This window comes from Anaeromyxobacter sp. SG66, from assembly GCF_022690805.1.
Classification (GTDB): Bacteria; Myxococcota; Myxococcia; order Myxococcales; family Anaeromyxobacteraceae; genus Anaeromyxobacter; species Anaeromyxobacter soli.
Genome location: NZ_JALCZC010000122.1, coordinates 1 through 12,265, shown reverse-complemented (window position 1 = coordinate 12,265; position 12,265 = coordinate 1). Strand labels below are relative to the sequence as shown.

Below are 12,265 nucleotides of genomic sequence, written 5' to 3'. Positions count from 1 at the left end.
GCCGCCCTCCGCGTTCGTGCTCGCGCTCGGGGTCCTCGTCGCCGTCCCGCTCGCCGCGCCGGCCGCCATCCGGCTCCTCGGCCGCGCCGGGCGGCCCCAGCGGCTCGGGGTCGCGTACGGCGCGCGCACGCTCGGGGCGAGGCTCGGCTCCTCGGCCGTCGCGGCGGGGGCGCTCGCGGTCGCGGTGGCGATGCTCGCCGGCGTCACCGTCATGGTCGGCAGCTTCCGCGGCTCCGTGGAGCGCTGGCTCGACGCGACCCTCCGGGCGGACGTGTTCGTCACGACGCCGTCGTGGCGGCGCGCGCGCAGCGACGCGACGCTCGCGCCGGAGGTGGTCGCGCGGCTCCGGCAGGCGCCGGGGCTCGTCGCGGTCGATCTCCTCCGCCAGGTGCAGGTCCAGGCGGCCGGCAGGCGCATCTCGCTCTCCGGGATCGACGGCGCGCTGCCCGGCGGCGAGCGGCGCTTCGCGCTCCTCGCGGGAGACCCCGCCGCGGTGATGGCGGCGCTGCGGAGGGGCGCCGCGCTCGTCTCCGAGCCGCTCGCGCGGAAGGCCGGCCTCGCGCCCGGGTCGCGGCTCGCGGTGCGCGGCCCCGAGGGCGAGATCGCGCTGCCCGTCGCGGGGGTGTACCGCGACTACGGCACCGAGGGGGGCGCCGCGCTCGTGGACCTCTCCACCTTCGCGCGCCTGTTCGGGCCCGGCGCCCCGTCGAACGCCGCGCTGTACCTCGCTCCCGGCGCGGATGCCGAGGCGACCGTCCTCCGGCTCCGCGCGGCGCTGCGGGACCACGCGCTCCAGATCCGCTCCAACCGGACGCTCCGCGCGGAGGTGCTCGCGCTCTTCGAGCAGACGTTCGCCGTGACCCGGCTCCTCCAGGTGATGGGGCTCGTCATCGCGGCCGCCGGGGTGACGCTCTCGCTCCTGGTTCTCGCCCGCGAGCGGCGCGGCGAGCTCGCCCTGTACCGCGCCCTCGGCGCCACGCGTCCGCAGCTCTTCACGGTGTTCCTCGGACGCGGCCTCGGCATCGGCGTCGTCGGCCTCGCGCTCGGCGCGGCCGGCGGCGCCGCGCTCGCGCTCGTGCTCGTCGAGGTGGTGAACCCTGCGTTCTTCGGGTGGAGCATCGCCCTCCACCCTCCCTGGGCCGCGCTCGCAGGGCAGGCCCTCGCGATCCTCGCCGCCGCCGCCGCGGCGAGCCTCTACCCGGCGCTCACGGCGAGCCGCACCCCGGCGGCGGAGCTCTCTCGCGATGCGCTCTAGCCCCCTCGCCGCGCTCCTCGCCGTCGCGCTGGCCGGCGCGCCGGGGTGGCGTCCGGCGGATCCCGCGCATCGCTGGGAGCTGCCCCGCGATCACCACGCGCACCCGGACCACCGGAACGAGTGGTGGTACTTCACGGGGACGCTCGCCGTCGTGGACGCTCCGGCGCGCCGGCTCGGCTACCAGCTCACCTTCTTCCGAGCCGGGCTCTCCCCGGACCCGCCCGCGCTCGACTCCGCCTGGGCGGCGAGCCAGGCGGTGATGGGCCACGCGGCGGTGACCGACCTGCGCTCCGGGAAGCACGTCTTCTCGGAGGTGCTCTGGCGCGCCGCGCCGCTCCTCGGCGGCTTCGGCGCGCCGTCCGATCCCGTCCTGGCCTGGGCGCGCGCGCCCGCGGGCACTCCGGGGCGCTGGACGCTGCGGCTCGAGGACGGCGCGTTCCACCTCGCCATGCGCGACGACGCGCGCGGCATCGCCTTGGACCTCGTCGCCCGCCCGTCGAAGCCCCTCGTCCTGCAGGGGCCGAACGGCTACAGCCGCAAGGCGGCGCAGGAGGGCTACGCGAGCCTCTACGCCTCGTACACGCGGCTCGCGACCGAGGGGACGGTGACGGTGGGCGCGGAGACGCTGCGCGTGCGCGGCGAGAGCTGGATGGATCAGGAGGTCGGCTCGTCGCAGCTCGCCCCCGCGCAGGTCGGCTGGGACTGGTTCAGCCTCCGGCTCGCGGACGGGCGCGACCTCATGCTGTACGTCCTCAGGCGCGCGGACGGGAGCGTGGACTGGCGGAACGGGACGCTCGTCGCGCCCGGCGGCGCGTCGCGCGTGCTCGCGCCGGAGGAGTGGAGCGTCACCGCGCTCTCGACCTGGCGGAGCCCGCGCGGAGTGACGTACCCGGCCGGCTGGCGGATCGAGGTGCCGCGCGAGGGGCTCCGGCTCGTCGCGGCGCCGGAGGTCGCCGGGGCGGAGAACCGCTCCGCGCTGGCCGGCGGCATCTCGTACTGGGAGGGGCCGGTCCGGCTCACGGGCGCGGACGGGCGCGCGGCGGGCGAGGGGTACGTCGAGCTCACCGGCTACGGCGAGGGTACGCGGCCGCCGCTCTGAACGTCCACGGAGGGTTGCCGCACGCCCCGGCGACGGCTGGCGCGTCGTCGCAGGCGGCTCGCCTCGTCGGCGGGTCGCGGAGCCGGGCGGAACCCCAGAGGGCGCCGCGCCGGGGGGCGACGCCCCGGTTACCGTCCAGGGATATGGCGCAGCCGGACGAACTCGCCACCACGGGCGCCCTCGCCGCAGCCGGCGCCGCCGCCATCGCGGCGAGCTTCGAGGCATATCAGGACGAGCGGGTGCGCATCACCGCCCGGGCGCGCGGCCGGTTCGAGGCGAAGGACTGGGCCGGCGGCCAGGCCGACGCGCGTGAGCGGCTGGATCTCCGCGATCGGCTCGTGAACGCCTGCGTCGGCACGGTGCGCGCCGAGCTCGGCGCGGCGGCGCACGATCACCCCCTCTGGCGGAGCATGAAGGAGCTCTACGAGGCGCGGGTGGCGGCGCGGCCGGACCGGGAGATCGCGCAGTCGTTCTTCAACTCCGTCACCCGGCGTGTGTTCGTCACGGTGGGCGTGGATCCCGCCATCGAGTTCCTGGCGGCCGACGGTCCGGCGGTCCGCGAGGGCGGCGTGCCCGTTCATCGGAGCTTCCGGCGCGAGGTCACGACCGAGGCGCTCCTCCGCACCGTCCTCCGCGCCTACGCCTTCGCGGTCCCCTACGAGGACCTCGAGCGCGACGTGCGCATCGCGGCGGTCGAGCTCGACGCGCACCTGCGCGAGCTCGACGACGGCCAGCCGATCGAGACGGTCGAGCTGGTGACGTCGGTCTTCTACCGCGGGAAGGGCGCCTACCTCGTCGGGCGGCTCCGGCGCGGGCGGTTCACGACCCCGCTCGTCCTGGCCCTGGTCCATGGCGCGGGCGGCGTGGTCCTCGACGCCATCCTCCTCACCGCCGAGGACGTCTCGATCGTGTTCAGCTTCACGCGCTCGTACTTCCACGTGGAGGTGGAGCGACCGCGCGAGCTGGTGGCGTTCCTCTCCACGCTCATCCCGCAGAAGCGGGTGTCGGAGCTCTACATCGCGCTCGGCTTCAACAAGCACGGCAAGACCGAGCTGTACCGGGAGATCGCGCGCCACATCGCCGCCACCGGCGAGTCGTTCGTGCCGGCGCGCGGCGACAAGGGGCTCGTGATGAGCGTGTTCACGATCCCGGGGCTCGACGTCGTCTTCAAGGTCATCAAGGACGAGTTCAAGCCGCCCAAGCAGACGACGCGCCGCGAGGTCATGGACAAGTACCGGCACGTCTTCCGCCACGACCGCGCCGGCCGGCTGGTGGACGCGCAGGAGTACGAGCACCTCGCGTTCCCGGCGGACCGCTTCTCGCCCGAGGTGCTGCGCGAGCTCCGGGAGGAGTGCGCCGGGAGCGTGGAGATCGGGCCGCGCGAGGTCGCCGTGCGGCACCTCTACGTGGAGCGGCGCGTGACGCCGCTCAACCTGTTCATCCGCGAGGCGGACGAGTGGACCGCGCGGCAGGCGGTGCTCGACTTCGGCCGCGCGCTCAAGGATCTCTCCGCGACGAACACCTTCCCGGGCGACCTGCTCCTCAAGAACTTCGGCGTGACGCGGCACGGGCGCGTGATCTTCTACGACTACGACGAGCTCACGCGGGTCACGGACTGCGTGTTCCGCGACCTGCCCACCGCCTCGGGCGACGACGAGGAGACGAGCGGGGAGCCCTGGTTCTACGTGGGGGAGAACGACATCTTCCCCGAGGAGCTGCTCCCCTTCCTCGGCCTGACCGGGCGGCTGCGCGAGGTCTTCCTCCACGCGCACGGGGACCTGCTCACCGGGCGCTACTGGCGCGGCATCCAGGAGCGGATCCGGGAGGGGGAGATCGTGGACATCTACCCGTACCGCGAGGAGCAGCGGCTCGTGCACGGATATGCCTAGCCGTGCTCAGTCCGCGGCGGTCCGCTCCGTCTGTCGCGTCGCCAGGATGGCGCGATCGATCGCGTCGCCCGTGCAGAACCAGGAGAAGAGCCCGCCGGCGCGCCGCGCCGACTCGAGCGCGGGGAGCGCCGCCGGGTCGCGCAGCTCGCCGAGGAGCTCCGCCGCCGCGCGGCGCGAGCCGCAGCTCTGGGCGCCGGCGAGGAGCTTCCGGGCGTTCTCGCGGAGCGCCGCGTCCTCGCGCAGCGCCGGGCGGGCGGCGAGCGCGACGCGGTAGCGCCGCAGGCACTCACCGCTCGCGCCGCGGGCGCACGCGACGTCGCCGCGGAGCTTCTCGACGAGCGGATCGCCCGGCCGGCTCCTCGCGGCCTGGTCGACCCGGGCGCGCGCGTCCGCGAGCCGGCCGCTCCTCAGGAGCGATGCGACGTCGCCTGCGAGCGCCGCCTCGCTCCGGGGCAGGTACAGCGCCGCGAGCGCGAGGGCGGGGAGGGCGAGGAGCGTGAGGCGCCGTGGAGAGGCGACGAAAGCGCGAGCGAGGCCCGGCGCCCGGGTGAGCGCGACGAGGATGGCGGGCGGGAAGGGGCGATGGGCGGGGGTCGGAGATGGGGTCGGGGTCGCGGTCGCGGTCAGGGTCGGGGTCGGGGTCAGGGTCGGGGTCGGGGTCAGGGTCGGGGTCGGGGTCAGGGTCGGGGTCGGGGTCAGGGTCGGGGTCGGGGTCCGGGTCGCAGTCGCGGTCGCGGTCGCGGTCGAGGTCGAGGTCGAGGTGTGCAGCCCCGTCGTCTGCGCGGCCGCAGCCGCCGCCGGGAGCGAGGCCGCGCTCGCGGTCGGCTCCCCGAGCCTCGCGCTGCCCAGCACGACGCGGAGCTCCTCGGCGAGCTGCGCCGCGGTCGTCCGTCTCCACGCGCGCCGGGAGAGCCCGCGGGTGACCGCCGCGGCGAGCCCGGCGGGAAGATCGGGGCGAAGCACGGCGAGCGGGACCGGCTCCTCGTGGAGCACGCGGCGGATGGCCTCGAGCGGCGTCTCGGCCGGGAAGGGCGGACGACGGGTGAGCAGCGCGTAGATCATCGCGGCGAGCGCGAACGCGTCTCCGCCGCGGGACGGCGCGCCGCCGCGGAGGAGCTCGGGGGCTGCGAAGCCGAGGGCGGAGGCGGCGGCGGGATCGGCGGGATCGGGGTGGAACGGCAGCTCGGCGTCGACGAGCGTCACGGACCCGTCCGCCGCGACGACGACGTTGCCCGGGTGCAACCGACCGTGCACGCGGCCGCGCCCGTGCAGAACGAGGACGGCGCGGGCGAGCGCGCCGGCGAGGTCGAGAGCCGCGGCGACCGGCGGCGGGGCGGCGAGCACCTCGGTGAGCGTCCGGCCCGGCACGAACGGGCGGAGGAGGTGTGCGGCGCCCTCGTGCTCCAGCACGGCCGCCGAGGCGCCGGCGCAGGCGCGCGCCCGGCGCTCGAGCTCTCCTCGTCCGACGCCCGCCCGGCGGAGCACGGCGAGCGTCCCGGCCGCCTCCGCCCGCACGAGCAGCGTCCGGCCGGGGCGGAGCACCGAGACGAGGGCGTGGCCGGGCATGGGCAGGGTTCGCGCCGCCGCGCCCCCGCTCGCCGTGATCGCCTCGCGCGCCGGAGTCATGGCCGGCCGCTCAGGGGAAGAGCAGCGACGCGGTGAGCGCCGCCTCGAGCCGCGTGTACACGTCCGCCACCCGCTCCGCGCGCGCCTCGCCGCCGACCCGGAGCCGCTGGCCGACGCGCTGCGCGAACGCGAGCCGGGCGTCGCCGCCGGCGCGGACTCCACCTCCCGCGCCGCCCACGACCTGCAGCGCGGGCCCGGCGTCGAGCGAGAGCCAGCCGCGCGCGCCCGCCTCGCGGGTCACGGACAGGCGTGGCGAGGCCGAGACGAAGAGCGGCGGCGAGAACACGCCCGGAGCGGCGTCCAGCGGGTCGCTCGTCGCGGAGAGATCGCGGGCGTGGTGGAGGGCGTCCGCGGAGACGCCCGCCGCGATCGCGAACCCGCGGGCTCGCGTGAGCGCCCGATCGACGCGGGCGCCCAGGCCCGCCGCGAAGACCGGCGAGATCCGCTCGGCGGAGATGGATCCCGCGCGCGCGGTGAGCTCGACCCGCGTGGCGCTGCCGCCTGCCAGGCGAAGCTCCACGAGGTTGTCGCTCGCCGCCCCCACGCGCGCGTCGCCGGCGCCCTCGCCGGCGTAGGCGCGGAAGGAGTCGAGGCGCGAGGCGCGCCGGAGCTCCAGCGAGGCCCGCCGGTCCTCGGTGGCGCGCTGGAGGGCCACGCCGCCCGACAGTCCGGCGGCCCCGCGGCGCACGCCGTCGAGCGCGCCCCGCAGCTCGAGCCGCGTCCCCGGCGACGGGCGCCACTCGCCCTGCACCCTCACGTCGGCCCCCGAGGCCTCGGCGCCCGCCTCCCCGCGCGCGACGGCGAACCCCGCCTCGACGGCGCTCGAGGTGAATGGCGTCGGCTCCGCGGCGCCGGACACGAAGGCGCCCACCCGCGAGAGCCTCGCGCCGCCCGGCTGCGCGAGCACCCGCGCGCCGCCGCCCGCGGCCGGCTCGCGCCCCACGCGGAGCGAGCGCTCCAGCGCGGCGACGTCCGGGCGCGCCGGGCCGTACCGCTCGGCGAGCTCCCCGTGCGCGAGGGCGCGGTCGGCGTCGCCGTTCCAGGCGAAGGCGTGCGCGAGGCCGCGGTGCGCCTCCGCGTCGTTCGGCGCCTCGGCGAGCACGGTCTCGTAGACCGCGATGGCGTCCTTGCTCGTCTCCCGGCGCGCACCGAGGACCCGAGCGAGGCCGACCCGGGCGCGCCGCGAGCGCGGCCGCTCGCGCAGGACCGCCTCGTACTCGCGGCGGGCGGCGTCGGCCGAGGCGGGATCGGCAGCGAGCACCTCGGCGTACTCGAGCCTCGTCTCGGGGGAGGGCCGGAGCGCGAGCGCGCGCGCGTACTCGCCGCGCGCCTCGTCGCGCCGCCCCGCGCGGGCGAGCGCGCGGGCGCGGCCGAGCCGCAGATCGGGATCGTCGGGGTGGCGCTCGAGGAGCGCCGCGTAGCGCCCGGCCGCCTCTCCCGCCCGGCGCGGATCCTCGGCCGTGATCCGGGCGAGCTCGCGCGCGGCGCGCTCGTCCCCGGGGCTCGCGGCGAGGCGTCGCTCGAGCTCGCGCACGGCCTCGTCGCGGTGGCGGCGATCCCAGAGCAGGAGCTTCAGCCACTCGTCGCGCAGCGCCGCGTCCTCCGGCGCGCCCGAGAGGAGCGTCCGGTACTCCGCGAGCGCCTCGTCGAGGGTGGCGCGGTCGCGCCCCAGGAGCCGCGCGAGCTCGTGGCGGCGCGCGGGATCGTCCCGGCGGCCGAGGCCCATGCGCAGGTACCTCACCGCGTCCTTCGAGCGGTACGCGTACCGGGACCACTGCAGCAGGCGGGCTTGCTCGAACGCGAGCTGCCAGTCGTCGGGGAAGCGCGCGAGGTGGCGATCGAGCTCGGCGACGGCGCGGTCCGTCTCGCCGTTCTGGAGCAGCGCCCTGCACAGCTCGTGGGAGGCCTCGCGGCTGTTCGGGTTCAGCTCGAGCGCCTTGCGCCACGCCTCGATGGCGGCGCCGTAGTTCGCGATCTGCATGTTCGCGCGGCCGCGCGACAGGTACCAGGACTCGGCGAGGCCGGCGCGCGCCGCGGGCGCGAGGGCGAGCGCGGCCGCGATGATCGCGGTGCGGATCGAGGGGCTCATGCTGGATCTCTCTCGGGTCTTTGCGAGGGCTCTCTAGGCGGCAAGGTATTCATGCGCCTCGCCGCCCGGGAGCGGGGCGGGCAGGAAGGCGAGCCCCGCGCGCCACAGCCCCGGGAGCACCCGGCGTGCGTGCGCGACGCGCACCCAGCGCACGCCATCGCGCAGCACGACGGGCAGGGCTTCCGCCGGCGGTCTCCCGAGGAAGAGCGCGCCGAGCCCCCCCGGCGAGGTGTCGAGCACGACGCCCCGGACGCGCCGGGAGGCCCCCACCCACGCGAGCCCGCGCAGCGTCCCGCGGCGGGGCGCCAGGCGACGGCGCGCGCGGAGCGGCAGGAACGCGCGGACGATCCCGGCGAGGAGCTGGAGCGCCATCGCGACCTGGCTGCGGGTGCGCCCGTCGTGGGCGCCCGCGAACGCCTCCTCGGCGGAGAAGGCGATCCGCACGAGCGCGCGGCGCGACTCCGCGGGGAGCCCCTCGAACGCGAGGCCGGCCCGGGCCGTCCCCTGCACCTCCTCGCGCCAGGCGACGCGGGCGCGCACTCGCAGCGGCTCGGGCGTCACGAACGAGAGCTCGACCTCGGCGGGCAGGGTCGCGCCCGCGGGCAGCCGGAGCGCCGCGCCGGTGAGGGAGAGGTCCACCGTCTCCGCGGAGAGCGCGAGCCCCGGCGCCTCGACGCGCACGGGCACGCGCCGCCGCACGCGCTCGTCCTCGCGGCGCTGCGGCCGCTCCCACGCGACGAGGAGCGCCGCGAGCACGGCGGCGAGGTTCGCGCCGGCCCAGAACAGGTTGAACGCGTACGCCTCGACCTCGATCCCGAACGCCAGGAGCTCGAACGCACCCTTCCCGAGCGCGACCGCGGCGAGCGCCGCGGCAGCGATCGTGAGCCGCGAGGAGGACGCGTCGAACCGGCGGCGGTCCGACACGATCCCCTTGGGCGTCACCTTGAACCCGAGGCTCTTCGGCAGGAGCAGGTCGAGGGTCGCCCGGGCGAGCGGGAAGGCCACCGCGGCCTCGTAGACGGTCCCCCACAGCAGCCGGGGCCAGCCGGGGAGGAGCGCGTTCGCGGCGAGCGTGGAGAGCAGGAGGTGGGGGACGAGGTACGCGAGGAGGACGGGGAGGTCCGCGAAGAGCGGGTGGAGGTGGAAGAGCAGGTACCAGAGCGGCGTCAGGAAGAAGGCGACCCGCGCCAGCGGGAAGAAGAAGTACCAGAGCGAGGCGAAGTAGCCGACGCGGTGGCGGAGCGGGAGGCCGCGCTCGAGGAGCGGGTTGTCCTTGAAGAAGATCTGCAGGCACCCCAGCATCCAGCGGCGCCGCTGCACGAGGTAGCTCTGCACGTTCTCGGCGGAGAGCCCGACGGCGAGGTCCTCGTCCACGAACGCCGAGCGCCAGCCACGCGCGTGCAGCTTCTGGCTCGTGTGGATGTCCTCGGTGATGGAGAGCAGGTTGAAGCCGCCCACCGAGGCGATGGCGGCGCGGCGGAACACGGCGCCCGAGCCCACGAAGAACGCGCCCCCCCAGCGATCGCGGCCCGCCTGGATGGCGTGGTTGAAGAGGTCCGCCTCGTTCGGCACGGCGGGGCCCGTCCCGAACGCGCGCTGGAAGACGTCGGGGTTGTAGAAGTGGTGGGGCGTCTGGACGACGCCCATGCGCGCGTCGCGGAAGTGCGGGACCGTGCGCTCGAGGAACGCGGCGCTCGGCACGTGGTCGGTGTCGAACACCACGACGAGCTCTCCCGCCGTGAGCGAGAGCGCGTTGTTGAGGTTCCCCGCCTTGGCGTGCCGCTTCGGCCCGGCGATGTACCGCGCGCCGTGCTCGGCGGCGAGCCGCGCGACCGACTCGCGGTGCGAGTCGTCGCAGACGTGGACGGTCATCCTCGAGTAGCGCATGGCCATGCAGGCGGCGAGCGTCTTGTCGAGGATCTCGAGCGACTCGGAGTAGATGGGGACGAACACGTCCACGGACGGTGCGTTCTCGCCCGGCGCGAGCGCCGCGGGCGCCTCGCGCCGGCGCCGCGAGACGCCGACCTGCACGACGAGGAGGAGGACGGTCGAGAACGCGTACGCCTCCGCGGCGAGGAGCGACAGGCTGATGACCGGCCCGAGCGGCTCGACGAAGTTGAGCGTCTCGCGGGCGCGCCAGCCCAGGTAGCGCGCGGAGAGGGCGACCGCGAGCGCGACGAGCCCCGCGCGAGCCCAGGTGAACCGCCTCGCGAGCGGCGCGAGCGCGAGGGCCGCGAGCACCGGCAGGAGCGGGAAGCGCTCCTCGAACGGGCTCCAGTCGATCCCGAGCAGGAACGCGAGCGGCTCGTCGAAGCGGCGCGTGACGCCGAGCTCGAGCGCGCGCCCGAGCCAGAGCCAGTTGTGCAGGTAGTAAGGGGTCTCCTCGCCCGCGAGCGCCCGCTCGAAGATCGAGTCGAGCTTCCCCTCGCGCAGCCCGGCGGCGAGCGCCGGGTCCTCCACCGCCGCGAGGGCCGCGACGGAGGCCATGTGCGGCTGGCCGTCGAGCTCCGACAGCGCGCGGCCGCCGGGGGTGTAGCGATCGCGGAGCCTCCCCTCGGCGCGGAGGGCCTCGCGCGGGAAGGCGAGCATGCGGGCGCGCAGGTCCGCCTCGCCGCGCCTCCCGAACCAGCGCGCGTCGAGCGCGACGCGCCAGAAGATCGGGACCGCGTCGTAGCCGAAGACCTGGGGCGCGCCGCCCCCGGGCTTGTCGAGGAGCAGGGCGCCGGACCGCGGATCCACCCAGATCCGCTCGGGCGGCAGCACGAGCCCCTTGTCGAAGTAGAGGAAGCGGAGGATCTCGTAGCTCCCGCGCACGAGCTCCTTCCACGGGTGGGCCGGATCGACCTCGGCGAAGACCTCGTAGGCGTAGGGGGCGAGGTAGGCGACGTGGATGGTGGGATAGCGCTCGCGCGGCGCCCAGTTCCCGCCGGTGGGCAGGAACCTCCCGCCTGCCTGGATCACCTCGCGCGCCCAGACGTCCGCGAGGAGGCGCCTCGCCTCCTCGAGGTAGCGCGCCTCGCCGAACCGGCGCGAGGCCAGCACGAGCGCGAGGGCGCTGTCCTGATCCGCGTCGGTCGCGGCGTTCCGATCCTGGACGCCGTCCTTCCACTTCCAGGCGAGGAGCCGGTCGTCGCGGACCTGGAGGTTCTCGCGCGTCCAGCGCCACACCTCGTCGAAGGTGGCGCGATCGCCGGCCCACACGGCGCGGAGGAGCGCGTACGACTGGCCCTCGGAGGTCGTGATGCCGCCCTCGTCGCGCTCCACGACGCGGCCGCGCTCCACGTGCGCGTAGCGATAGAAGCTCCACAGGGCGGAGAGCTCGTCGCGCTCGCGCGCCCGGGCGTCGCGCGCGCGGCCCGCGTCGCCGTGGCCGCAGGCGAGGAGGGCGGAGAGGGGGAGGAGGAGGATCCAGGCGAGGTCCCGCATGCGCCCACGGAGGGTGGGGGCGGGCGATCGTGCGAGGAAGCACCCGCCCGGATCACGGGCGAGCGAGGCGCCGAACGGGGGACGCGTGGCGGGCCGGGATCGGCCCGTCTTCGCCCGAGCTGGCCCCCTAGGGAGCGCCGCCCCGACGGGACCGAAGGGCTCAGCGGCGACGGACGGCGGCCACCACGTTGGGGACCGGCCAGGGCTCGTGGTTATCGGCCTGCGGCAGGTGCTCGAATCCGCCCACCCACTCGTGCTCGCCCCCGCCGCCGCGCACGTAGAGCTGAGCCTCGGGGCCGCCCTCGACGTACATCGCCTGGCGCAGGTCGATCGGGAGCGCGAGGAGCGCGTTCACGAGGTCGTAGACGGGCCAGGGTGTCCGCGCGTGGATGAAGAGGACGCGCCCCTTCCCGTCCATGCCGATCGCCGCCGCCGAGAAGCGCCGCTGCGACGGGGCCCACACGTTCCGCCGGTCGCAGGAGACGAGCCGGATCGATTGCACGAGGGTCCCGTACGCCTTCGCGACCGTCTCGAGGTCGTCGCAGTCGCGATCGATGAGCCGGACCGGCGCGGCGCCGCGCTCGAGGGGGTCGAAGGCCAGCACCGAGCGGTCCCTCGAGACGCGCCGCTGGTTCACGTGCTGCCGCGTGCGCATGAGCGAGACGCTCGTGCGGTAGTCCTGCTGGTACATGCTCGCGTTGATGGCGGCGGCCGCCCCGGCGCGCGCCGCCCAGGCGCGAGCGCTGCGCAGGCTGCCCTCGCCGGGCGCGGAGGCGTTGAGCAGCCTGAGCTCGAAGCGCGCGGGGTCGATGCGCACGATCGCGATGGGCTGCGCGCGGCCCTCGGCGGCCGGGCCGGCGAACTGGCCGAGCTCGAGCCCG

7 protein-coding genes are annotated in these 12,265 nt (G+C 76.2%); 3 read left to right on the top strand and 4 right to left on the bottom strand.

From position 1 onward, the window contains the following. From MNZ39_RS21005 to aceK, 3 genes are all read left to right on the top strand, one after another. On the top strand, positions 1 to 1,255 hold a 1,255-nt coding region (locus MNZ39_RS21005; RefSeq protein ID WP_242341057.1), incomplete at its 5' end, for an ABC transporter permease. Further along, a complete protein-coding gene (locus MNZ39_RS21000; RefSeq protein ID WP_242341056.1) occupies positions 1,245 to 2,354 on the top strand; it encodes a lipocalin-like domain-containing protein in 1,110 nt (369 codons plus the stop codon). The genes MNZ39_RS21005 and MNZ39_RS21000, both read left to right, overlap by 11 nt. Positions 2,355 to 2,497: 143 nt before the next feature. After that, positions 2,498 to 4,243, top strand: coding sequence for a bifunctional isocitrate dehydrogenase kinase/phosphatase (gene aceK / locus MNZ39_RS20995; RefSeq protein WP_242341055.1), 1,746 nt, complete (start codon positions 2,498 to 2,500; stop codon positions 4,241 to 4,243). A gap of 6 nt (positions 4,244 to 4,249) precedes the next feature. Here the strand turns inward: aceK and MNZ39_RS20990 are convergent, their stop codons facing one another. From MNZ39_RS20990 to MNZ39_RS20975, 4 genes are all read right to left on the bottom strand, one after another. Further along, complete coding sequence (locus MNZ39_RS20990) at positions 4,250 to 5,869, bottom strand: serine/threonine protein kinase (RefSeq protein WP_242341054.1); 1,620 nt, start codon at positions 5,867 to 5,869, stop codon at positions 4,250 to 4,252. Positions 5,870 to 5,879: 10 nt separating this feature from the next. Beyond that, positions 5,880 to 7,958, bottom strand: coding sequence for a tetratricopeptide repeat protein (locus MNZ39_RS20985; RefSeq protein ID WP_242341053.1), 2,079 nt, complete (start codon positions 7,956 to 7,958; stop codon positions 5,880 to 5,882). A gap of 33 nt (positions 7,959 to 7,991) precedes the next feature. Then, positions 7,992 to 11,384, bottom strand: coding sequence for a glycosyl hydrolase family 8 (locus MNZ39_RS20980; protein ID WP_242341052.1), 3,393 nt, complete (start codon positions 11,382 to 11,384; stop codon positions 7,992 to 7,994). A gap of 160 nt (positions 11,385 to 11,544) precedes the next feature. Then, positions 11,545 to 12,265 (bottom strand): phosphodiester glycosidase family protein (locus tag MNZ39_RS20975; protein WP_242341051.1); only part of this gene is annotated, 721 nt, incomplete at its 5' end.